The organism is Candidatus Pelagibacter sp. PS_23 (assembly GCF_059417905.1).
The window spans coordinates 99,704-123,898 of record NZ_CM182071.1; the positions used below are offsets into that span (position 1 = coordinate 99,704).

Here is a 24,195-nt window from a genome sequence, read left to right on the forward strand (position 1 = left end):
GAGTACCCTTTAATAGAATTATGTCAAATATAAATTATTTAAAACATTTTATTGCCTTTTTTCTCAATTAATTAATAATTAAACAATCATATGAAAAATTATTTAAATTTTGAAACAGATATTAAAAATTTAGAGATAGAAATAGACAAACTTAAAGACCCTTATAATCAAGATGGTCTTTCGGAAGTAGATACCAAAAAAATATCTGAGTCTCAAAAAGAGATAGATAATAAGCTACAAGAGATTTACTCTAACTTAGACCCCTGGCAAACTACTCTAGTTGCAAGACATGAAGACAGACCTAAAGCAAAATTTTTTATCGATAATTTATTTGAGGATTTTATCCCATTGTCAGGTGATAGATATTATGGAGAAGACAAATCCGTATTAGCAGGATTTGCAAAATTTGATGAAAAATCTGTCTTAGTTATTGGTCAAGAAAAAGGGGACAGCCTTGAAAGTAGAATTGAAAGAAATTTTGGAATGATGAGACCTGAAGGTTACAGAAAAACAATTAGATTAATGAAATTAGCAAATAAATTTAACATTCCGATAATTTCTTTTATAGACACACCCGGAGCCTACCCTGGTGTAGGAGCAGAAGAAAGAGGTCAAGCAGAGGCAATTGCAAAATCAATTGAGTGCTGCATGTCTTTAAACGTCCCAACTCTTGCAATTGTTATTGGAGAAGGTGGATCAGGAGGGGCAATAGCACTTGCTTCATCTAACAAGGTAATCATGTTAGAAAATGCAATTTACTCAGTAATATCTCCAGAGGGCTGTGCCACCATTTTATGGAGAGACCCTAAAAGAACTTTAGAAGCAGCAAAAGCTATGAAATTGTCTTCAAAAGACCTTTTAGAACTAAAAGTAATTGATGAAATTATTCCAGAGCCAATTGGTGGTGCCCACAGAGATAGAGACCTAATATTAGATAACGTAAGAAAATCGATTGAAAAAAATTTGAATGAATTTTTTAACATGAGTGGAGAAGAAATTTTTAATCATAGAAAAAATAAATTTTTAACTATTGGAAGATCTAAAGGTTTCGTAAATCAACTAGACGATCTAAGTACACTCAGCATGAAAGAGAGTAAGGTTAATTTATTTATTAAAAACTTCTTTAAATCAAAGTTAAATTTAGCAGTTTTATTTGGAGTAATAGTTTTATTGGGCTATTTTATATTTTCTTTATAAGGCCCCACAACAGTTTTTAAACTTTTTACCTGTAGCTTCACATTTCTCATTTCTTGAAATTTTTTTATTTTTTCTTTTTATTAGTAAACATTTTGGATCGTTAGATGTTTCTTTTTTTAATGGTCTTGAAATACTTTCACTAGGTTCTTGAACTATTTTTAAATTTATTAAAATTGTAACAAAATCCATTTTCAATTTATTCAATAAGTTTTCGAAAAGAAAAAAGGCTTCTTTTTTATACTCAACTAATGGATCTCTTTGACCATAAGATCTTAGGCCAATAACTTGTCTTAGTTGTTCAAGATATTGAATATGTGACTTCCAGTTTAAATCTATACACTGAAGAAAAATTCTTTTTTCAACTTCTTTTGCTTTTTCTTCATCCAACATTTTAATTCTTTCATTTCTTGCTTCTAAAAATTTAGAATTAATTTTATTTTTGAACTCTTCATCTTTTAATTCAGTAACATTTTTAAATTCATTATCATCAACACTTTTTCCTAGTAAAGTTTTTAACTGATTGTTAAATTCATTATTTTTAGTTGTTGATAGTTTCTGTGTTTTTAAGGTGATTAGATGACTAATAATTTCAGATAAGAATTCATCTGAATAATCAAAAACTTTTTCACTGTTCATCACACCATTTCTTTGAGAGAATATTACATGTCTTTGATCATTTAACACGTCATCAAATTTTAATAAATTTTTTCTTATATCAAAATTTCTAGCCTCAACTTTTTGTTGCGCCCTCTCAAGTGCTTTATTAATCCAAGGGTGATCAATACTTTCTCCATCTTTTAAGCCTAATTTTTGAAGAATATTATTCATAGATTCTGAACCAAAAATTCTCATTAAGTCATCTTCTAAACTAACATAAAAAATTGAACTTCCTTCATCGCCCTGTCTACCAGCTCTTCCTCTGGCTTGGTTATCAACCCTTCTAGACTCCATTCTTTCTGTACCAATAACAAATAGTCCACCAAGTGATTTTATTTTATTTTTACTTTCTAAAAGTTCATCATCAGGTTGACTTCCTTTTTTTCCACCTAACTGGATATCAACACCTCTACCCGAGATACTTGTTGTGATTATAACTGAATTCATTTTTCCAGCATTTGCAATGATTTCAGCTTCATTTTCATGATTTTTTGCATTTAAAACTACATGTTTAATTTTTTCATCATTAAGTAATTTTGAATAAATTTCTGATTTATTAATGCTAGAAGTGAAAACCAATATAGGCTGACCTTGCTGGTGACACTCTAGAACTTTTTCAATGATGGCTTTATTTTTTTCTTCTTCAGTTCTAAAAATTTGATCATTCCAATCTTTTCTAATCATTTCTTTATTCGTAGGAATGATAACCACAATTAAATTATATATTTCATAAAACTCCTGAGATTCAGTTGCTGCAGTTCCAGTACATCCTGAAATTTTATTATAAAGTTTGAAGTAATTTTGATAAGTTATCGATGCTAGAGTTTGATTTTCAGCTTGAACATCTATTCTTTCTTTGGCTTCAAGTGCTTGGTGTAGGCCATCTCCAAATCTTCTTCCCTCTAATATTCTACCAGTAAGTTCGTCAATAATTTTTAATATTTCATCTTTAACAATATAGTCTCTTCCTTTTTCAAATAGATGATGAGCTCTTAAAGATTGATTTACATGATGAACTAAACTTAAGTTTTCAGGGTCATAAAAGTTATTATTTTTTAGAATTCCAGCATCAGAGAATATTTTTTCCACATTATTTATTCCCTCATTCGTAAGCAATATATTTTTATCTTTTTCATCAATCTCATAATGTTCTGGTAATAATCTTTTTATAAGTTTATCAATCGCAAGATATTGTTCTGTTTTGTCTTCAGCCGCTCCCGATATTACAAGTGGCGTTCTAGCCTCATCAATCAAACAAGAATCTATTTCATCAACAATAGTATAAACATGTCCTCTTTGAACCATTTGTTCTTTTGAAAATTTCATATTGTCTCTAAGATAATCAAACCCTAATTCACTATTAGTTGCATATGTAATATCAAAATTATAATTTTTTTTTCTTTCAAGATCATCTTGGTCATTATTTATAAAACCAAAAGTTAATCCTAAAAATTTATATATCTCCCCCATTTCTTGCGAGTCTCTTTTTGCAAGATAGTCATTTACAGTAACTATATGTACCCCTTTTTCTGTCAGAGCATTTAAATAAGCTGCAAGACTTATTGTTAAAGTTTTACCTTCACCAGTTCTCATTTCTGCAATTTTGCCCTCGTGAAGCACAACACCTCCAAGTATTTGAACATCATGATGTCTCTCATTTCTTGTTCTCTTAGAAGCCTCTCTCACAAGTGCAAAAGCTTCAGGCAATAGGGTGTTTAAATTTTCACCATTTTTAAGTCTATCTTTCAATTCTGTAGTTTTTTTAGGAAAGTCTTCGTCACTAAGGTTTTTAACAGATGCTTCCAAGGAGTTAACTTTTACAACTATTTTGTTTATTCTATCGAGCTCTTTTTGATTGCTAGATTTAATAAACTTTGTGATAAAATTTAAGGGATTAAGCATTTAATTTTCTGGTATATAATTAATTATAACTTTTAATATAAGTATTAAATAAATATTTTAAACACATGCCAATAAACGTTAAAAACTTTATAAACTCACTAAATTTAAAGTCAAAAAATAGTGACTTTCAAGATTTAGAACATCTAGATGGAGTTTCAATATCCACAGTTTGTGCAAATTTATACAGCAAACCTAGGGATGATTTGGTTATGTTTTATTTTAGAGACGGGGCAAACTATGCATCTGTTTATACACAATCAAAAATAGTTTCAGAGAACATTAAGTGGAATTTAAATATTAAAAGTAAAAAAATAAGCTCTCTGATTATTAATACTAGAAATGCTAATGCATTTACAGGATCAGATGGTTACCAAGGTTTAAAAGAAATAGCAGAAGAAGCAGCATTACAATTAACAAAAAAACAAACTGAAGATGAAGATTTTCCAAAGAAGATATCATCAAATCAAGTTCTTTTTGGATGCACAGGAACAATTGGAGAAAAATATCCAACTGAAAAAATTAAAAAGAATATTCCAGAATTAATCAAAAAAATTAAATATACGCAAAACAAATTTACCTGGATGAAAGCTGCATTAGGCATAATGACAACAGACCTACAGCCAAAAATTACCATGGAGGAATGCAAAATAGGAAATAAAAAAGTTAAGATCCATGGAATTGCCAAAGGATCAGGAATGATTTTTCCAAACATGGCGACCACATTAGGTTACGTTTTCACAGATGCAGATCTTTCAAACGATGTTTTAAAAAAACTATTAAAGAAAAATATTAATACAACCTTTAATGCAATCAGTTGTGATGGCGATACTAGTACAAATGATATGGTTTCTATTTTTTCAACAGGAAAAGTAAAAAACCCAATCATTAATAATATTAATGATAAAAAGATATTTAGTTTTGATAAAGCACTGCATTCAGTATTATTAAATTTGTCAAAAAGAGTGGTTAAAGATGGTGAAGGAGCTACTAAATTTATTACAATCAATATAGCTAAATCAAAAAGTGAGAAAGAAGCAAGAGTAATAGCTTTTTCTATTGCGAATTCAAATCTTGTTAAAACAGCCATCGCAGGAGAAGATCCAAATTGGGGCAGAATAATAATGGCTATAGGAAAATCTGGAGTGAAAATAGATTTAAAAAAATTAGCAATAAACTTTGGTGGTATTAAGATTATAGAAAAAGGACAAATTTTTAAATATTATAAAGAAAATGAAGTGGCTAACTATATGAAAAGTCAATCAATAGATATTTCAGTAAATTTAAATATGGGATCAAAAAGTTTTACTGCTTACACAATGGATTTAACAAAAAAATATATTGAGATTAATGCTGATTATAGAAGCTAATTTGATATTGAATTAACTTTATTAATTATTAACTATAAACCATGATCAAATACAAGCTCATATGTAAAGATTGTGAAACTACTTTTGATAGTTGGTTTTCATCGTCTAAGGAATATGAAAAACTTAAAAAGAAAAAATTCTTAAATTGTCATTTTTGTAATTCTTTAAATGTTGGAAAGGGCTTGATGTCTCCTAATGTGAGTACTTCAAAAAATATTTTAACAGACATTGATTCATCCAGTGAAAAATATAAAGAAATAAAAAAAACAATTTATAAATATCAAGAATTTATAAAAAAAAATTTTGAATATGTGGGAGAAAATTTTGCTTATGAGGCAAGGTCTCTACATTATAAAGACAAAAAAAAAGCCAAAGGTATTTATGGTACTGCAACAAAAAAAGATCTTAACGAATTAAAGGAAGAGGGTATAAAAGCAGAAATACTGCCTTGGATAAAAGATACTACGAACTAATTTTTTATAAATTTTGTAATATAATTAACAGAAGTATCATTTGTTACTTTCCAGCTATTATCTAATATATTAAAATTCATTCCATCTAATTTTTTAAGAGATAGATTGTTTTTTTTACTTATATCTATTAGCTCACTAGGTTTAACAAATTTTTCCCAATCATGTGTTCCAATTGGAAGCCATTTTAAAATATATTCAGCACCCACTATTGCAAATACATAAGATTTTAATGTTTTGTTAAGAGTTGCGATAAACATTATTCCATTTTTTTTCAATAATTTTGAACTTTCTTTAATAAAAAAGTCTATATCATTAACATGTTCAACTATTTCCATGTTCAAAATTACATCAAATTTTTTTTTATCTTTTAACATCTCTGGAGATGCAACTTTATAGTCAATCTTAAGTTTATTTTTTTTTGCATGAAATTTTGCAACTTCAATATTTTTCTTTGATGCATCAATGCCAACAACACTTGCTCCTAGTCTGCACATTGGTTCAGATAATAACCCTCCACCACAACCAATATCAAGTAATTTAATATTTTTTAACGGCTTATCAGATGATCTAATTTTAAAATCTTTGATAATATTTTCTTTTATATATCTAATTCTTATTGGATTAAAATTATGCAATGGTTTGAATTTACCATTAGGATCCCACCATTCTTCAGCAATTTTGGAAAATTTCTCAATTTCTTTTTTATTTATTGAATTCATAATAGATAACTTGTGGACATAACAATTAAGATGTATTTTATCAAATATAAATTACAAAATTATCAATGAAAACTGTTGTATTAAAGTTCGGTGGAACCTCCGTTGGAAGTATAGATAGAATAAAGAGCGTAGCAAAAATTATTTCCTCTTACAAAAAGAAGAAAATGGGTGTCATTGTGGTTTCATCTGCAATGAGTGGCACAACCAATGAATTAATAAAAAAAACAAAAGAATTAAGTAATACCTTTGATGCAGCAGAATATGATGTTTTGTTAGCAACAGGAGAGCAAGCAACTTGTGCATTAATTGCTGGTAGATTAAAACACCTTGGTTTTAAAGCTAGATCATGGATGTCTTGGCAGCTACCAATTATTACAGAAGGACCTTATAGCTCTTCAAGAATTAGCAAAATCAATAAAGGAAAAATACTTAGTTTCATGAAATCAGGTGGAATACCTATCATAACTGGTTTTCAAGGCATTAACTTAGAAAATAGACTTACAACACTGGGCAGAGGTGGAACTGATGCATCAGCAATAATGCTTGCAAAATTTTTTAATACTGATGCGTGTGATATTTACACTGATGTAGATGGTGTTTATACTACAGATCCAAGAAATCATCCTAAAGCTAAAAAAATTCATAAAATTTCCTACGATGAAATGTTAGAGATGGCATCATTAGGCGCAAAGGTTATGCAACCTACATCTGTGCAAGATGCAAAACTAAATAATATTAATTTTTCAGTTAAATCTTCATTTCAAAAAAAGAAAGGCACATTAATAACTGGTACAAAAAAAACCTTCAGTAATCAAATAATAACTGGAATTACTTCTACAAAAAATGATTCTAAAGTTACGATTGTAGGTGTTAAGGACAGACCAGGAGTAGCAGCTGCTGTTTTTAAACCATTATCACTTAATCAAATTAATGTTGATATGGTAGTTCAAAATATTTCTTTAAATGGAAAAGAAACAGACTTAACTTTTACAATTAAATCTGAGGATGTAAAAAAAACAGAAAAAATAATTAAACAAAATAAAAGAATTTCATTTAGAAAACTTACGTATGATAATAATGTTTCAAAAGTATCTATTATTGGTGTGGGTATGATTACAACACCAGGAATTACCTATAGAATGTTCCAAGCTTTGGCTTCAAAAAAGATTAACATAATGGTTATTTCAACTTCTGAAATTAAAATTTCAGTTTTAATTTCAAATAAACAGATAAAAAAAGCAGTAGCAGTGCTTCACAAAGAATTTAAGTTAGATTAACTGATGAGCTTAAGACCATTTAGAGACATTCATAGAAAAAAAACAAAAGTAATAAATGTTGGTGATGTAAAAATAGGTGGTGACAATCCTATTTCTGTTCAATCAATGACCAATACCTTAACAACCGATATTCAGGCCACAATAAAACAAATTAATGATATTCATGAAGAGGGTGCAGATTTGGTTAGAGTTTCTTGCCCAGATGAAGAGTCTTCATTAGCTCTTAAAGAAATTACAAAACATGTATCTGTTCCAATAATTGCTGATATTCATTTTCATTATAAAAGAGCAATAGAAGCAGCTGAAAATGGAGCAAAATGTTTAAGAATTAATCCAGGAAATATTGGTGATAAATTAAAAATACACGATGTACTTAGTGCTGCTAAAAATAATGATTGTTCTATTAGAATAGGTGTTAACGCTGGCTCTCTTGAAAAAGATATTTTAGAAAAATATAAAGAGCCATGCCCAGAAGCTTTAGTTGAAAGCGCACAAAGGAATATTAAGATTTTAGAAGATCAAGATTTTTTTAATTTTAAGATAAGTGTAAAATCTTCAGATATATTTTTATCTATTGCAGCGTATCGTCAACTATCAAAAGTTACAGATTATCCATTACACCTAGGGATCACAGAAGCTGGAGGTTTTGTATCGGGTAGTGTTAAGTCATCAATAGGTCTTGGCTCACTTTTAATGGATGGAATAGGGGATACTATAAGAATTTCTTTGTCTGATGATCCAGTTAAAGAAATTAAAATTGGTAATGAAATATTAAAGTCACTTAATTTAAGAAATAGAGGTGTAAAAATTATATCTTGTCCATCATGTGCAAGACAAGCATTTCAAGTAATTGACACGGTAAAAATATTAGAAGATAAACTAGCTCACATCAAAACCCCTTTAACATTATCGATTATTGGCTGTGTAGTTAATGGACCTGGTGAAGCAGCGATGACAGATATAGGAATTACTGGAGGCGGTAAGGGTAATAATATGCTTTATTTATCTGGCATTCAAAGTGAAAAAGTTTTATCAGAAGACATAATATCAAGAGTTGTAAGTGAAGTTGAAAAAAAAGCTGCTGAACTTGATAAAAAATTATAAATACAATGATACCTCTAAAAACTATTGAAGATTTAATATCTAAGCATTCTATTTTGGAGAAAGAGTTATCATCAGGTGAAGTGGATAAAAAACTTTTTGCCGAAAAATCAAAAGAATACTCGGATTTAAACGAAGTAATTGATGATGCTAGAAAATATTTTTCTTATGAGGGTGAAAAAAAAGATCTGGAGAAAATATTAAGCGACTCAAATAGTGATAATGAGTTTAAAGAAATGGCTGAAGTAGAATTAAAAGATTTAAAATTAGAAAACGAATCCATAGAAAAAAAATTAAAACTATTTTTATTACCAAAAGATGAGGCAGATAAAAAAAATGCAATTATAGAAATAAGAGCAGGTACGGGAGGGTTAGAGGCAAGTTTGTTTGCCGCAGATCTTTTTAAGATGTATGAAAAAGTTAGTCATCAAAAAAAATGGGAATTAGAATTAATAAGTATGTCTCAGAGTGAGGCAGGGGGACTGAAAGAAGTTATTGCATCAATTAGGGGGAAAAATATTTATTCAACATTAAAATATGAAAGTGGAGTTCATCGTGTTCAAAGAGTTCCAGATACAGAAACTCAAGGGAGAGTTCACACTTCTGCAGCAACAGTGGCCGTTCTACCAGAAGCAGAAGAGGTTGATATAAAAATAAATGATTCAGACTTAAGAATTGATGTTTTTAGAGCTGGTGGCCCAGGTGGACAATCCGTTAATACAACTGATAGTGCCGTGAGAATTACTCATATTCCAACTGGATTATCTGTATCTCAACAAGATCAAAAATCACAACACAAAAATAAAGCAAAAGGGATGTTAATTTTAAGATCAAGGCTTTATGAATTAGAAAGATCAAGAATAGAAGGCGAAAGATCTGAAGATAGAAAAAGCAAAATAGGAACTGGAGACCGTTCTGAAAGAATTAGAACATACAATTTTCCACAAGGAAGAGTAACAGACCATCGTATTAATCTAACCTTACACAAACTTGAAGCTTTTTTAGAAGGAGAAGCCTTTGATGAAATGGTAGAAAGCTTAACGCTACAAGCACAAGAAGAAAAATTGAGCAATCTTAATTAAAATGAATATAGAAAATATTCTGAAAGAAGGAATAGATATCCTACAAAAAAATAAGATAGCCAATCCTCAACTTGATAGTGAGATATTATTATCCAACTCGATTAAAAGAGATAACAAGCATATTATTTTAAACCCTAAAGAAGTTTTGAACTCAGAGCAATTAGGAAAATTTAAAAGTTTAATTGAAAGAAGAAAAAAAGGTGAACCAATTGCTTATTTAATAAATAAAAAAGAGTTTTGGAAAGATGAATTTTTTGTCAATAAAGATGTGCTAATTCCAAGACCTGATAGTGAATTAATAATAGAACAGGTTTTAAAAATTTATTCAAAAGATGATCAACTACAAATTCTTGATATTGGAACTGGATCTGGATGTATTCTTTTATCTATATTAAAAGAGAGATCTAATTTTTATGGCACTGGAATAGATATTTCTAAAAAAAGTATAAATGTAAGTAAATTTAACGCAAAACAACTAAACTTAACTAATCGAGTAAAGTTTTTTCACTCAAGTGTTGACAATTTTAATAATGGCAAATATGATATCATTGTTTCAAACCCTCCATATATTGAACAGTTAAGTTTAAAATATTTGGAAAAAGATGTAGTTAATTTTGAGCCAAAGTTAGCTTTAAGTGGTGGGTTTGATGGTTTTTCAAAAATCAGAAAAGTAATCAATAAGACAAGTAATCTGATTAAGAAAAATGGTAAATTTATTTTAGAGATTGGTTTTAATCAAAAAAATAAAGTTATAAAAATATTAAAAGAAGAAGGTTTTTACGTTAACAAAGCCATAAAAGATTATGGCAACAATGATCGCTGTATAATCAGCACTAAAATTTAAATTGAAAAAATATTATGGTAACATTTAGAAGTAATAATAGTAATAATAATAGAAGACCTCCATTTAGAAGCAATAATAATAGAAGACCTCCATTTAGAAGCAATAATGAAGGGTCAAAATTTTCTAACAATGATAATTTTCAAAGAAAAGTTCCAGGTAGAAATAATCATAATGCAGTTAAACTTATTGAAAAATACAATGATTTAGCGAGAGAAGCCTTAGCTAATGAAGATAAAATTTTATCTGAAAATTATTTTCAACATGCGGATCACTTTACAAGAGTTCAAAACGAGCAAGAAAGCCTTAGAATGGCTAGAGTAAATTCATCTGCAACTTCAACTATTAAGCCAGTAGATTCAGAAAAAAAAGTTGAAGAAACTATTAAAACTGAAGCTGAGACGATTAAAAAAGAAGTGACTGAACCTGAAGTTAAAAAAGTTGTAAAAAGTCTAGATAAAAAAGTGGTTGAAAAGAAAGTCGCTGCTAGTTAATTTTATCCAATAATTAATTCTGATTTTAAAACATCTAATTTAATTTTTTCTACCTCAAATATTTCTCTTTCTTTTCCTTTAAGAGTTTTACCAGAAGGCAACTTTAATTTTTGAGAGTTAACTTTTTTTCCATTTACAACTACCTCATAATGTAGATGTGGACCTGTAGATTTTCCAGTCGACCCGACATAACCAATTATCTGACCTTGTTTTACTCTTATTCCTTCTTTTATTCCTCTAGCAAAATTTTTCATATGAGCATAAATAGTTTCATAAGTTGAATTATGTTTTATTTTAATACAATTTCCACCACCACCACACCATCTTGCTCTAGTTATCAGTCCACTTCCAGATGCCATAATAGGAGTGCCCATTGGGGCTGCAAAGTCAGTTCCTCTATGCATTTTATTAAAACCATCTATAGGATGTTTTCTCATGCCAAATGCAGAAGAAAGTCTTGCACCATTAATAGGGGTTTTCATCAATGCTTTTTCAACACTCTTACCATTTTCATCATAGTGTCCTTCACTTCCTTTTTTTTCAAAATAATATAATGCATTATTTTTTCCACTTAGCTTTAGATCTGCAAAAATTATATTACCAGTCTCAAATATTTTACCATCATCATCTTCAAACACTTCATACATGATTTGAAAATTATCATTTTTCCTAATATCTCTTTGAAAATCAACTTGGAATCCATAAATTCTTGCAAACTCAATAATCACATTTGGTTGAACGTTCAAATCAATAGCTGTTTTATATAAACTTTGTGTAATTTTTCCTTCTTTAAAAATAATTTTTTTATTTAAATTTGTAATAATTATTTTTTTTTCAAAAAGGTTATTATCTAGATTTCTTGTTAATTGAATTTTTTCTGTTCTAGAAACCGGAAATAAAAAAGAAGTAATTTTTTTATTATTTGATTGATCAATAGTAATTTTTATTTCAAGATTTGACTGAAGATTATTTATATTATAATCTGAATTTAATTTTTTTTTGATCTGATTAATTTCTTCATTAGGTATTGAATAATTATTTAAAATTTTATCAAAGGTTTCACCGCTAGAAATTTTATGATCAATATTTTTATATCTTGGAACTAGATTGTCAAAAATTTGGTTAATACTTTTTTGGAAATAAATATTATTTATTAAATTTTTGTAATTCTCATCTATTAATACCTTTTTTTCGTTATAGATGTTGGTGATTGAAATCGTAATTAACAATAGTAAGAAAAGAAAAGTAATCTCAATGTTTTTTTTTATTATTTTTATTATTTTATTTGAACTAAATATCATCTTGAACTTTGAATTATTAATTTAGTAATGACTAAAAATCAAAAAAAACCTAGTATTTATTGATATATTTGAGCATTTATTTAAATGCTAAATGCTTGATTTACTTTTATTTTAGCTTATAAGCAGCACACTTTCTCAGTAAAATTATTGTTTACTCAATAGATTAGTGAGGATTATTGGGCGTTCTAGACCCAATTAGCTATTTAAAAAGTAAAAATTTAAGAAGAGAAGTGTGGACGGTTAAGGTTACCAAAATTTGTCGTACACACTTCAAAATCGTATGGATTGTATTCTTACAATTTATATATGAAGCTAGTGTGCGCCGTTTTTTAACTTGAGAGTTTGATCATGGCTCAGAACGTACGCTGGCGGCACGCCTAACACATGCAAGTCGAACGAAGTAGCAATACTTAGTGGCAGACGGGTGAGTAACATGTGGGTATCTACCCTTTGGCCTGGAATAACACGAGGAAACTTGTGCTAATACCGGATAAGTCTTTACGGAGAAAGCTTTATGCACCATTGGATGAGCCCGCACTTGATTAGTTTGTTGGTAGGGTAATGGCCTACCAAGACTATGATCAATAGCTGATTTGAGAGGATGATCAGCCACATTGGGACTGAGACACGGCCCAAACTCCTACGGGAGGCAGCAGTGGGGAATCTTGCACAATGGAGGAAACTCTGATGCAGCGATGCCGCGTGAGTGAAGAAGGCCTTTGGGTTGTAAAGCTCTTTCGTCGGGGAAGAAAATGACTGTACCCGAATAAGAAGGTCCGGCTAACTTCGTGCCAGCAGCCGCGGTAATACGAAGGGACCTAGCGTAGTTCGGAATTACTGGGCTTAAAGAGTTCGTAGGTGGTTGAAAAAGTTGGTGGTGAAATCCCAGAGCTTAACTCTGGAACTGCCATCAAAACTTTTCAGCTAGAGTATGATAGAGGAAAGCAGAATTTCTAGTGTAGAGGTGAAATTCGTAGATATTAGAAAGAATACCAATTGCGAAGGCAGCTTTCTGGATCATTACTGACACTGAGGAACGAAAGCATGGGTAGCGAAGAGGATTAGATACCCTCGTAGTCCATGCCGTAAACGATGTGTGTTAGACGTTGGAAATTTATTTTCAGTGTCGCAGGGAAACCGATAAACACACCGCCTGGGGAGTACGACCGCAAGGTTAAAACTCAAATGAATTGACGGGGACCCGCACAAGTAGTGGAGCATGTGGTTTAATTCGAAGATACGCGCAGAACCTTACCAACACTTGACATGTTCGTCGCGACTCTAAGAGATTAGAGTTTTCGGTTCGGCCGGACGAAACACAGGTGCTGCATGGCTGTCGTCAGCTCGTGTCGTGAGATGTTGGGTTAAGTCCCGCAACGAGCGCAACCCTCACTTTTAGTTGCCATCATTAAGTTGGGCACTCTGAAAGAACTGCCAGTGATAAGCTGGAGGAAGGTGGGGATGACGTCAAGTCCTCATGGCCCTTACGTGTTGGGCTACACACGTGCTACAATGGCATCTACAACAGGAAGCAAAACGGCAACGTTAAGCAAATCCCGAAAAGATGCCTCAGTTCGGATTGCACTCTGCAACTCGAGTGCATGAAGCTGGAATTACTAGTAATCGTGGATCAGCGTGCCACGGTGAATGCGTTCCCGGGTCTTGTACACACCGCCCGTCACACCATGGGAGTTGGTTCTACCTTAAGGCAAGGTTTCAAACCCTTGACCACGGTATAGTCAGCGACTGGGGTGAAGTCGTAACAAGGTAGCCGTAGGGGAACCTGCGGCTGGATTACCTCCTTTCTAAGGATGAGTGAAAGTAAAATTTCACTCTAAATAATATACATCGGTAATGTTGACCGTCCTCATTTCTCTTCTTAAAGTAATGTTTCCTTCTTGTAGGGCCGGTAGCTCAGTTGGTTAGAGCACACCCTTGATAAGGGTGGGGTCGAAAGTTCGAGTCTTTCTCGGCCCACCATACTTAACTGGGGGATTAGCTCAGCTGGGAGAGCGCCTGATTTGCATTCAGGAGGTCAGCGGTTCGATCCCGCTATCCTCCACCAGGAAACATTTAGTTATTAAAACTGTAAATAAAAATAATTTATATCAATATCTATATCCGAACATTAAAAGTTATTATTTAATGTTCAAAATAAAAATTTGATCACAACATAGATAAATTTTCTGTTAAAAGAATTTTTTTCTGTGCATAAATCAAGCGTTTAAGGGCGTGTAGTGGATGCCTTGGCACTGAAAGCCGATGAAGGACGTGATATACTGCGATAAGTTTCGGGGAGCTGTATGTAAGCTTTGATCCGAAAATTTCCGAATGGGGAAACCCACCACTTTATGTGGTACTTTAAACTGAATACATAGGTTTAAAGAGACAACCTGGAGAACTGAAACATCTAAGTAACCAGAGGAAAAGAAATCAATTGAGATTCCGTTAGTAGTGGCGAGCGAACGCGGAGTAGGCCAGTAGTTTTGTTAGAAAAATTTGAATAGTTTGGAAATGCTAACCATAGAGGGTGATAGTCCCGTATGAGTAATGTCTAACAAAATTCTTGAGTAAAGCGGGACACGAGAAATCCTGCTCGAATATAGGGGGACCACCCTCTAAGCCTAAATACTCTTCAGTGACCGATAGTGAACTAGTACCGTGAGGGAAAGGTGAAAAGAACCCCTATTAGGGGAGTGAAATAGAACCTGAAACTGCATGCCTACAATCAGTCCGAGCCCTTTTTAGGGTGAGGGCGTACCTTTTGTATAATGGGTCAGTGACTTAATTTATTAAGCAAGCTTAAGCCATCTAGGTGTAGGCGCAGCGAAAGCAAGTCTTAATAGGGCGATTAGTTTAATGAATTAGACCCGAAAACGAATGAGCTTACCATGAGCAGGTTGAAAGTTGGGTAACACCAACCGGAGGACCGAACCAGTTGACGTTGAAAAGTCTTTGGATGACTTGTGGTAAGGGGTGAAAGGCCAACCAAATTCGTAGATAGCTGGTTTTCCGCGAAAACTATTTAGGTAGTGCGTCGAATAAATAGATGTTTAGAGGTAGAGCACTAAATGGGCTAGGGGGAAGAGATTCTTACCAAACCTAATAAAACTCCGAATGCTAGACATTGTTCTTCGGCAGACAGACTGTGGGTGCTAAGGTCCATGGTCGAGAGGGAAAGAGCCCAGACCACCAGATAAGGTCCCAAAATCATGATTAAGTGTGAAAGGATGTGGAAATTCCTTAACAGCCGGGAGGTTGGCTTAGAAGCAGCCATCCTTTAAAGATAGCGTAACAGCTCACCGGTCTAATAGAGTTTCTGCGCCGAAGATGTAACGGGGCTAAAATCATGTACCGAATCTGTGGCTTTACAAAGTTTTCGAACTTTGTAAGGGGTAGCGGAACGTTCTGTAAGCCTGTGAAGGGATACCCGTGAGGGATCCTGGAGGTATCAGAAGTGCGAATGCTGACATAAGTAACGATAAACGAAGTGAAAAACTTCGTCGCCGAAAATCTAAGGGTTTCTATGCAAGGTTAATCCGCGTAGAGTTAGTCGGCACCTAAGGCGAGGGCGAAAGCCGTAGTCGATGGAAACAAGGTTAATATTCCTTGACCTGATGGTAGTGACGGATTCCGTAAGTTGTGAGTTCTTAATGGATTGAACTTGCCGCGAAGGGGTCCCAAGAAATAGCTCCATCATGAAGACCGTACCCGAAACCGACACAGGTAGATTAATAGAGTATATTTAGGCGCTTGAGAGAATGATGTTGAAGGAACTCGGCAAAATGCTTCCGTAACTTCGGGATAAGGAAGACCCTTTTGTAGGCAACTATAGAAGGGTGGCACAAGCCAGGGAGAAGCGACTGTTTATCAAAAACACAGGGCTCTGCTAACACGTAAGTGGATGTATAGGGTCTGACGCCTGCCCGGTGCTGGAAGGTTAATGCGGTTGGTGCAAGCTAACTTCTGAAGCCCCAGTAAACGGCGGCCGTAACTATAACGGTCCTAAGGTAGCGAAATTCCTTGTCGGGTAAGTTCCGACCTGCATGAATGGCGTAACGATTTCTCCGCTGTCTCCAACATCAACTCAGTGAAATTGAATTCTCCGTGAAGATGCGGAGTTCGCGTAGTTAGACGGAAAGACCCCGTGCACCTTTACTGCAACTTTACATTGGTGTTAGGAAAAACATATTTAGCATAGGAGGGAGACTTTGAAGCAAAGGCGTCAGCTTTTGTGGAGTCACCAGTGAAATACCTCTTTTGTTTTTCTTGACATCTAACCGCTAGCCGTCATCCGGCAGCGAGACATTGTATGGTGGGTAGTTTGACTGGGGCGGTCGCCTCCCAAATAGTAACGGAGGCGTGCGAAGGTAGGCTCAGAACGGTCAGAAATCGTTCGTAGAGTGCAATGGCATAAGCCTGCCTGACTGTGAGACTGACAAGTCGAGCAGAGACGAAAGTCGGTCATAGTGATCCGGTGCTTCTGAGTGGAAGGGGCATCGCTCAACGGATAAAAGGTACGCCGGGGATAACAGGCTGATACTGCCCAAGAGCTCATATCGACGGCAGTGTTTGGCACCTCGATGTCGGCTCATCACATCCTGGGGCTGGAGCAGGTCCCAAGGGTTTGGCTGTTCGCCAATTAAAGTGGTACGTGAGCTGGGTTCAGAACGTCGTGAGACAGTTCGGTCCCTATCTGCTATGCGTGTAGAAGAATTGAGAGGAGTTGACCCTAGTACGAGAGGACCGGGTTGAACATACCACTGGTGGACCTGTTGTGGCGCCAGCCGCAGTGCAGGGTAGCTAAGTATGGAAGAGATAACTGCTGAAAGCATCTAAGCGGGAAACTCACCTCAAAACTAGTTCTTCCTATAGAGCCGTGGTAGACCACCACGTTGATAGGCTGGATGTGGAAGCGCAGTAATGCGTGTAGCTGACCAGTACTAATAGCTCAATTGGCTTGATTTATGCACTGAAAAAAATTTTTAGATTAAATGTTTTCTCAAATTACAATGCTAAAAAGAAAAGAGACACTATTATTAATTTTTATTAAATAATAATTTAATAACTTTTTATGCTGATAATAAATATTAAATTTTTAGTTATGAAATATATTTATTCTCCAATAGTGAATTCAGTTATAAATTTTTCATAGCAATATACCCTTTTATATTTAAAATATTAAATAAGAAATTATGATAAAAAATAAAGAATACTGGGATAATTTTTACAATAAATTTAACACCTGTGTAGAAAGTGGCTTTGCTAGATTTGTATATAAAGATATTAGCAAACTAAAAAATGTTAAATTATTAGATGTTGCTTGTGGAAACGGAAGAGATACATTTTATTTTAGAAAAAATGGTATAGAAGCTGAGGGGATCGATATTTCCAGAACCGCTATTAAAAAAAATAAATTAATTTCAGATTTCTTCCATAAAAAAGACGTTTGTAAAACAAATTTTTTTGTTAGAAAAAAATACAATGTTATTTATGCAAGATTTTTTTTACATACAATAAATGAAAAACAAGAGAATATTTTTTTTCAAAATTTAAAAAAAATGGCAAGCAAAGATTCTAAAATTTTTTTGGAATTTAGAACTGACAAAGATCCTTTAATAAATAAAGGTAGAAAAATTAGTAAGAATGAAAGATTGTATACGCATTATAGAAGGTTTATTAATGTAAATACTTTTAAAAAAAAAATTTCTAAAAATAAATTTAAGATACTTAAAATAATGTCTAGCTTTAATTTTGCTTTATTCAAAAATCAAAGACCAAATATTTGTAGAGCAATTCTATTACTCAAATAGTATTTGCAATTTTTTTAATAAGTTCTTCTGCTAATTTATTTTTTTCTTTTTTAAAGTTATTTTTTAATACTATGTTTGGTTTTTTAGGAAATTCAGGTTTTATATCTATGCCCCATACATTTTTTTTAGTGTAAAGTAATCCTTTTTTTTTATTTTTTATAATATTTTTGACTCCAGATTTTATAAAAATTTCAATATAATTTTTAAATTTTAATCTATTAATCTTTCTTGCCTCATCAAATAAACATGCTACTGCAAATATTACATTAATTTTTTTTTTAATTATAAGTTCTGCTAAATTGATATACATTTTTCCAATTCTTAATCTGGAATCTTTGTCATAAGAATTTAACTTAAATATTTTCCTAATATCATCGCCATGCAAAACGATTGTCGGCCCGTATATTTGATTTATTTTGCGATATATAGATGAAGCAATAGTGCTTTTCCCAGATCCAGAAAGTCCAGTTATCCAGAATAGAATTCCTTCTTTGTTATTGAGGTTTTTTTTCATACTTTGTCAATTTTTTAATTTAATTATTTTACTAACTTTATGATAATAAATAAAGTAATAGATATAGCATAATGAGATTTAAATCACTTTTTTTAAAAATGGGGAGATCGAAAATTAGATGAAATCATTTAAAGCGGCAGTTTTGATTAAAAATAATAGACCCCTAAAGATAAAAAATTTATTTTTTGATCAACTAAAAAAAAATCAAGTTTTAGTAAAAATTTTGTACTCTGGTTTTTGCTCTTCTCAATACGGTGAAATAATTGGTATTAAAGGTAAAGATAACTTTTTACCTCATTGTTTAGGTCATGAAGCGTGCGGTATTGTTAAAAGAATAGGTCATCATGTTAAGAATCTTAAAATAAATGATTTAGTGGTGCTTCATTGGATGAAATCTACTGGTAAAGATTGTGATAAAATTGAATATAAGGAAAAGAACTCTAATAAAGTAATTAATTCTGGTCAAATTACTACTTTTTCAGAATATTCAATTATTTCAAGAAACAGACTGACCAGAGTTATAAAAAACAAATACAAAATTAAAACTTTACCATTAATGGGATGTTCAATCCCAGTGGCCATTTCAACTTTAGAGAAAATTTTAAAAATAAAAAAAAATAAAAATATTTTAATTCTTGGAGCGGGGGCATTGGGATTGCCAATGATACATTATGCACAATATATTGGTCTTAAAAATATAGACGTTTTAGATAAGAATGTTCAAGTAATAAAAAAAGCAAATATATTTGGCGCAGACAATATTTTCTTATCACTCAATGATATAAATTTAATAAATAATCTAAAAAATAATTTTTATGATTACATTGCAGACACAACCGGCTCTTCTCATTTATTAAATCATTTATTGGCTTATCCAATCATTTGCAAAATTGCTTTTTTAGGCGTCCCGAAGTTAAATGAGAAAATTAGTTTTAATTCTTTAAAAATTAATTATGGCCTTGAATTATTAGGATCGTATGGTGGAAATTTTAATCCGAAGAAAGATCTTGTAAGATACTTGAATATTTTACTAAAAAGTAAATTTAATTTTAATCAGTATATAGACAAAGTTTATGATCTACAGAATATTAATACACTAATTGACGATTATAAAAAAAGAAAAATTATAGGTAAAGCTTTAATTAAATTTAAATAAATTTATGAATCAAAAAATTTTAGTTACTGGTGGCTCAGGTTATGTTGGCACTGAATTAATTAAAAAGTTATTAAAAGAAAATTATTCTGTAATTAATGTAGATTTGAATTTGTTTAATAATTTTCACTTAAAACATAAGAATTTAATTAATATTAAGTCAGATATTTTAGATATAAAGAAAATTAACATTAAAGGTGTATTTGCTTGCATTCATTTAGCAAGTATTGCTAACGATCCAATGACAGATTTAGATCCCTCTTTAAGCTGGAATACTTCTGCATTGGGTTCCAAAATTTTAATAGAACATTTAATTAATAATAAAGTAAAAAAAATTATATATGCATCTTCCGGATCTGTTTATGGAATAAAAAAAGAAAAAAAAGTTACAGAAGAATTAAGTTTAAATCCTATTTCCACATATAATAAGGTTAAGATGGTTACTGAGAGAGTTTTGATTTCTTATAAAAATTTATTAGACATCATTATTATTAGACCAGCAACAATTTGCGGCCTATCCCATCGAATGAGGTTGGATGTGACTGTAAATGCATTAACTTTTCAAGCTTTAACAAAAAAAATAATTACAGTTTTTGGAGGAAAACAAACTAGACCTAACATTCATATAGATGATGTAATTTCCTTATATATATTTTTTTTAAAAAAGGAGGTTAAATTCGGTATTTATAATGCTGGTTTTGAGAATTTATCAATCTTGAACATTGCAAGGTTAATATCTGCAAATATTACATCTAAAATAAAAATTATTAGAAATACTAACGACCCCAGAAGCTATAACTTAGATTCTAGTAAATTACTAAAATTAGGTTTTGTTCCGAAGAAAAAAATTATAGATGCAATTCAAGAATTTAAAAATTTTTATAATACAGGTAAATTTATAGAAAAATCAAATTTTCATTCTATTCAATGGTTAAAAAAAAAAATAAAAAAATCATAGTTATCGGTTCTAACAGTTTTTCAGCTGGATCTTTAATAAAGCTTTTATTAAAAAAAGGTTACCAAGTAATTGGAGTTGGGAGGTCCAAAATTAATAAAAATCATTTTTTAGCATTTAATAATAATTCTACTAATTTTAAATTTAGAAAATTAGATATAAATAAAGATCATAAAAAAATATTTTTTCTATTAAAAAAAACAAAACCGCAATATATAATTAATTATGCTTCTCAAAGTATGGTTGGACAAAGCTGGGATAACCCAATCGATTGGTTTCGTACAAATTCTTTTGGTTTAGTTCAGTTATATTATAATATTTCAAAACTTAATTTTAAATTTAAATTAATACATATTTCTACCCCTGAAGTTTATGGTAGTTTAAAAAAGAATACTAAAGAAAATGAATTATACAAACCATCAACTCCCTATGCCGTTTCAAGAGTTACTGCGGATCAGTTTTTAAGAATACTTTTTAATCAAAATAAGATAAATTTTTGTTCCATTCGAGCATCAAATGTTTATGGTGAATATCAAAGATTATATCGAATTATACCTAAAACAATTTTTTCAATTTTGAATAATACTAAATTTACATTAGATGGTGGTGGTGCTTCTATGAGAAATTTTTTACATATTGATGATGTTTCAGCAGCCACTTATAAAATAATGAAAAAAGGTAGATCAGGAGAAATCTATCATGTAGCCGGAAATACAATGATTTCTATAAAAAATTTAGTAAAAAAAATTTGTAGCAAAATGAATTATTCTTATTCAAACTTGGTTATAGAGTCATCTGAAAGAAAAGGGAAAGATAAATTTTATTCTTTGTCAGCTAAAAAAATGATGGATGAATTTAATTGGAAGCCAAAAATAACTTTAGACAAAGGTTTATTAAGTTGTATAAATTGGATTAAAAATAATTTAAATTATTTTAACAAAAATGATCAAATTTATATTCATAAAAAATAGAGTGCTATGATAAAATTAAAAAATTCAAAGTTTAGATGCTCAAAATATAGGAAAAAAATCTTAGAGATTTCACAAACCGTCTCAGCTTTGCATGTAGGCGGCTCTTTCTCAAGTGTCGAAATTGTTGATTGTATTTATAATTTGTTATTAAAAAAAAATGATAAATTTATTCTTTCAAAAGGTCACGCAGGTATACTTCAATATGTTGTGCTAAATGACTTAGGCATAATTAAAGATAGTGATTTGAGAGGCTATTCAAGTAAAAATGGTTTTTTAGGAGTTCATCCTGACTATGGTGTGAAAGGAATTGAGGCTTCCACTGGATCTTTAGGACATGGATTAGCTATAGCCGCAGGCATGTCTTTTTCAAATTACAAAAAAAATCAAATTTATATTTTGTTAAGCGATGGAGAATTACAAGAAGGTTCAGTATGGGAGTCGGCTTTAATAATATCGTCTCTGTCTTTAAATAACATTGTGTTAATTATTGACAATAATGATTTTCAAAGCTCAACAAGAACTCAAGATACTCATCCCACTCTTTATCCAATAGAAGAAAAATTTTCTTCTTTTGGCTGGGAAGTTGGTTCTTGCAATGGTCATAATAGCAAAAAAATTTTAGAAAATATTTCCAAAAGATCTAAAAGAAAACCATTTGCTTTAGTAGCCAAAACCATAAAAGGTTTTCCAGTTAGTTTTATGAAAAATAATCCTATATGGCATTATAGATCACCTAATAAAGATGAGTTTTTATTGGCATTAAAAGAAATTTAGCAATGAGAAATACTTTTGCTGAGACAATTTTTAAAGAATCACAAAAAAATAATAAAATTTATGTTTTGGTAGCAGATATATCCCCCGCAGGTAAAATGCTGCAATTTCAAAATCAGTTTCCTAATAGATTTCTTAACGTGGGGGTTTCGGAACAAACAATGATAGGAATGTGTGCGGGACTTGCAATGGTTGGTATGCGTCCTTTTGCTTATACTATATCTACTTTTGCATTATATCGGCCATTCGAAATGATAAGAGTTGATTTGTGTTATCAAAATTTACCTGTAACCGTTGTAGGTATGGGTGCTGGAACTGTTTACTCAAATTTAGGAGGCACTCATTTAACCCAGGAAGATATATCTATAGCTAGATCAGTTCCAAATTTAAATATAATAGCTCCTTGTGACCCTTTAGAATTAGAATCGGCAGTTAAATATTGTTGTAATATTTCAAAATCCCCAGTTTATTTAAGAATAGGCAAGGTAGGGGAAAAAATACTAACAAATAATAAAAATGTAAAAAAATGGGAATTTGGAAAAATACGAAAGATTGCTGATGGACAAAACATATGTTTTTTATCTTTTGGACCTATTATTAATAAAGCTTTTAATATTAGAGAAAAATTAAAATTATTAGGAATTACCGCTGCTATATACAGTTGTCATACCCTAAAACCATTTGATACCCTAGGTTTAAAAAAAATTTTTGAAAAATTTGACATGATAGTAGTGATAGAAGATCACTCTATAATAGGAGGATTAAGTTCCATTGTTAAATCAAATGCTTTTGATTTTTCGTATAATGAAAAAATATTAATTTTTTCACTACAAGATAAATTTATTAAGTGCTATGGTTCTCAAGATGATTTGTTAAAAAAACACGGAATAAGTGAGAGTATTATTTTAAAAAATATTATTAAAAATATAAAAAAAACATGAAAAAACCTAGACAATTCATTACTAAACTACATACTTCTACGAACAGAGATTACCTCGCGAGAATGAATGATGATAAAATTGAGTGTATGAAAATTGCATCACAATATTCAGAAAAATATTGGGATGGAGATAGAAGGTTTGGTTATGGTGGTTATAAATATATTGCAGGAAGATGGAAGCCAATTGCCGAAGAAATTATCGAAACTTACAAATTAAATAAAGATTCAAAGATTCTTGATGTTGGGTGTGGAAAAGCTTTTTTGTTATATGAATTAAAATTACTAATTCCCAGTTTATACATTAAAGGTTTTGATATATCGTCTTACGGCATAGATCATGCACCAGGAGAAATAAAAAAAGATTTATTTATCCACAATGCTGCAAATGTTTTTCCTTTTGATAAAAAAGAATTTGATCTAGTCATTTCAATTAATGCTTTGCATAATCTTGAAATTTCTGGATTAAAGAATGCTTTGCAAGAATGCGAAAGAGTTGGAAAAAGTTCTTATATAGCTACGGAAAGCTATAGAAACGAACAAGAATTATTTAATTTACAGTGCTGGGCATTAACTTGCAAATCTTTTTTTTCAATAGATCAATGGCTTTGGTTATTTAAAGAGTTTGGATATAACGGCGATTATGAATTTATTTATTTTTAATTTAATT

At 31.1% G+C, this 24,195-nt stretch carries 19 protein-coding genes, 2 tRNA genes and 2 rRNA genes; 19 read left to right on the top strand and 4 right to left on the bottom strand.

Features of this window, described 5'->3' with window-relative positions; genetic code table 11:
* Window positions 1–90: 90 nt before the first annotated feature.
* The gene (locus AC5SLY_RS00530) at window positions 91–1,197 is read left to right on the top strand and encodes an acetyl-CoA carboxylase carboxyltransferase subunit alpha (RefSeq protein WP_006997392.1); all 1,107 of its coding nucleotides are present in this window, start codon (window positions 91–93) and stop codon (window positions 1,195–1,197) included.
* On the opposite strand, the gene secA is transcribed toward AC5SLY_RS00530, so the two are convergent.
* On the bottom strand, window positions 1,192–3,756 hold the full coding sequence (gene secA, locus AC5SLY_RS00535; protein ID WP_494598861.1) for a preprotein translocase subunit SecA: 2,565 nt from the start codon (window positions 3,754–3,756) through the stop codon (window positions 1,192–1,194). The two genes, AC5SLY_RS00530 and secA, sit on opposite strands and share 6 nt — an antisense overlap.
* Window positions 3,757–3,821: 65 nt before the next feature.
* On the opposite strand from secA, the gene argJ reads away from it, so the two are divergent.
* On the top strand, window positions 3,822–5,123 hold the full coding sequence (gene argJ / locus AC5SLY_RS00540) for a bifunctional glutamate N-acetyltransferase/amino-acid acetyltransferase ArgJ (RefSeq protein ID WP_494598862.1): 1,302 nt from the start codon (window positions 3,822–3,824) through the stop codon (window positions 5,121–5,123).
* A 41-nt stretch (window positions 5,124–5,164) separates the two neighbouring features.
* Complete coding sequence (locus AC5SLY_RS00545) at window positions 5,165–5,596, top strand: DUF1178 family protein (RefSeq protein ID WP_011281766.1); 432 nt, start codon at window positions 5,165–5,167, stop codon at window positions 5,594–5,596.
* Here the strand turns inward: AC5SLY_RS00545 and ubiG are convergent.
* Window positions 5,593–6,315 carry a bifunctional 2-polyprenyl-6-hydroxyphenol methylase/3-demethylubiquinol 3-O-methyltransferase UbiG gene (gene ubiG / locus AC5SLY_RS00550; protein ID WP_011281767.1) on the bottom strand — a complete coding sequence of 241 codons (723 nt, stop codon included), beginning with the start codon at window positions 6,313–6,315 and terminating at the stop codon, window positions 5,593–5,595. The genes AC5SLY_RS00545 and ubiG overlap by 4 nt on opposite strands.
* Window positions 6,316–6,380: 65 nt before the next feature.
* Here ubiG and AC5SLY_RS00555 point away from each other — a divergent pair, with 65 nt between their 5' ends.
* From AC5SLY_RS00555 to AC5SLY_RS00575, 5 genes are read left to right on the top strand one after another with little or no spacing between them, the layout of a single operon-like run.
* Window positions 6,381–7,592, top strand: coding sequence for an aspartate kinase (locus AC5SLY_RS00555; RefSeq protein ID WP_494598863.1), 1,212 nt, complete (start codon window positions 6,381–6,383; stop codon window positions 7,590–7,592).
* A 3-nt stretch (window positions 7,593–7,595) separates the two neighbouring features.
* The gene (ispG, locus tag AC5SLY_RS00560) at window positions 7,596–8,696 is read left to right on the top strand and encodes a flavodoxin-dependent (E)-4-hydroxy-3-methylbut-2-enyl-diphosphate synthase (RefSeq protein WP_011281768.1); all 1,101 of its coding nucleotides are present in this window, start codon (window positions 7,596–7,598) and stop codon (window positions 8,694–8,696) included.
* Between the two features lie 5 nt (window positions 8,697–8,701).
* On the top strand, window positions 8,702–9,775 hold the full coding sequence (gene prfA, locus AC5SLY_RS00565; RefSeq protein ID WP_494574099.1) for a peptide chain release factor 1: 1,074 nt from the start codon (window positions 8,702–8,704) through the stop codon (window positions 9,773–9,775).
* A gap of 1 nt (window position 9,776) precedes the next feature.
* On the top strand, window positions 9,777–10,619 hold the full coding sequence (prmC, locus tag AC5SLY_RS00570; protein ID WP_271563828.1) for a peptide chain release factor N(5)-glutamine methyltransferase: 843 nt from the start codon (window positions 9,777–9,779) through the stop codon (window positions 10,617–10,619).
* A gap of 14 nt (window positions 10,620–10,633) precedes the next feature.
* On the top strand, window positions 10,634–11,110 hold the full coding sequence (locus AC5SLY_RS00575; protein WP_271563825.1) for a DUF4167 domain-containing protein: 477 nt from the start codon (window positions 10,634–10,636) through the stop codon (window positions 11,108–11,110).
* A gap of 2 nt (window positions 11,111–11,112) precedes the next feature.
* Here AC5SLY_RS00575 and AC5SLY_RS00580 read toward each other — a convergent pair whose 3' ends face one another.
* Window positions 11,113–12,411, bottom strand: coding sequence for a M23 family metallopeptidase (locus tag AC5SLY_RS00580; RefSeq protein WP_494598864.1), 1,299 nt, complete (start codon window positions 12,409–12,411; stop codon window positions 11,113–11,115).
* 330 nt (window positions 12,412–12,741) lie between these two features.
* On the opposite strand from AC5SLY_RS00580, the gene AC5SLY_RS00585 reads away from it, so the two are divergent.
* From AC5SLY_RS00585 to AC5SLY_RS00605, 5 genes are all read left to right on the top strand, one after another.
* A 16S ribosomal RNA gene (locus AC5SLY_RS00585) occupies window positions 12,742–14,216 on the top strand.
* A gap of 98 nt (window positions 14,217–14,314) precedes the next feature.
* Window positions 14,315–14,391 (top strand) — tRNA-Ile (locus AC5SLY_RS00590).
* 9 nt (window positions 14,392–14,400) lie between these two features.
* Window positions 14,401–14,476 (top strand) — tRNA-Ala (locus AC5SLY_RS00595).
* 149 nt (window positions 14,477–14,625) lie between these two features.
* Window positions 14,626–17,379, top strand: a 23S ribosomal RNA gene (locus AC5SLY_RS00600).
* Together the 16S and 23S rRNA genes with 2 tRNA genes alongside form the textbook arrangement of a ribosomal RNA operon.
* A 227-nt stretch (window positions 17,380–17,606) precedes the next feature.
* Window positions 17,607–18,224, top strand: a complete 618-nt coding sequence (locus tag AC5SLY_RS00605; RefSeq protein ID WP_494598865.1) for a class I SAM-dependent methyltransferase — start codon at window positions 17,607–17,609, stop codon at window positions 18,222–18,224.
* Here AC5SLY_RS00605 and AC5SLY_RS00610 read toward each other — a convergent pair.
* Entirely contained in the window at window positions 18,217–18,738 is a 522-nt protein-coding gene (locus tag AC5SLY_RS00610) for an adenylyl-sulfate kinase (RefSeq protein ID WP_494598866.1), read from the bottom strand. The genes AC5SLY_RS00605 and AC5SLY_RS00610 overlap by 8 nt on opposite strands.
* Window positions 18,739–18,856: 118 nt before the next feature.
* Here AC5SLY_RS00610 and AC5SLY_RS00615 point away from each other — a divergent pair, with 118 nt between their 5' ends.
* From AC5SLY_RS00615 to AC5SLY_RS00640, 6 genes are read left to right on the top strand one after another with little or no spacing between them, the layout of a single operon-like run.
* The gene (locus AC5SLY_RS00615; protein ID WP_494598867.1) at window positions 18,857–19,894 is read left to right on the top strand and encodes an alcohol dehydrogenase catalytic domain-containing protein; all 1,038 of its coding nucleotides are present in this window, start codon (window positions 18,857–18,859) and stop codon (window positions 19,892–19,894) included.
* Between the two features lie 4 nt (window positions 19,895–19,898).
* Window positions 19,899–20,849, top strand: a complete 951-nt coding sequence (locus tag AC5SLY_RS00620; RefSeq protein ID WP_494598868.1) for an NAD-dependent epimerase/dehydratase family protein — start codon at window positions 19,899–19,901, stop codon at window positions 20,847–20,849.
* A complete protein-coding gene (locus AC5SLY_RS00625) occupies window positions 20,819–21,817 on the top strand; it encodes a GDP-mannose 4,6-dehydratase (protein ID WP_494598869.1) in 999 nt (332 codons plus the stop codon). Before AC5SLY_RS00620 ends, AC5SLY_RS00625 begins: the two co-directional genes overlap by 31 nt.
* A gap of 6 nt (window positions 21,818–21,823) precedes the next feature.
* Entirely contained in the window at window positions 21,824–22,591 is a 768-nt protein-coding gene (locus AC5SLY_RS00630; protein ID WP_494598870.1) for a thiamine pyrophosphate-binding protein, read from the top strand.
* Between the two features lie 2 nt (window positions 22,592–22,593).
* Window positions 22,594–23,529, top strand: coding sequence for a transketolase family protein (locus AC5SLY_RS00635; RefSeq protein WP_494598871.1), 936 nt, complete (start codon window positions 22,594–22,596; stop codon window positions 23,527–23,529).
* A complete protein-coding gene (locus AC5SLY_RS00640) occupies window positions 23,526–24,188 on the top strand; it encodes a class I SAM-dependent methyltransferase (protein ID WP_494598872.1) in 663 nt (220 codons plus the stop codon). The genes AC5SLY_RS00635 and AC5SLY_RS00640 overlap by 4 nt, the downstream gene beginning before the upstream one ends.
* The last annotated feature ends 7 nt before the right edge of the window (window positions 24,189–24,195 follow it).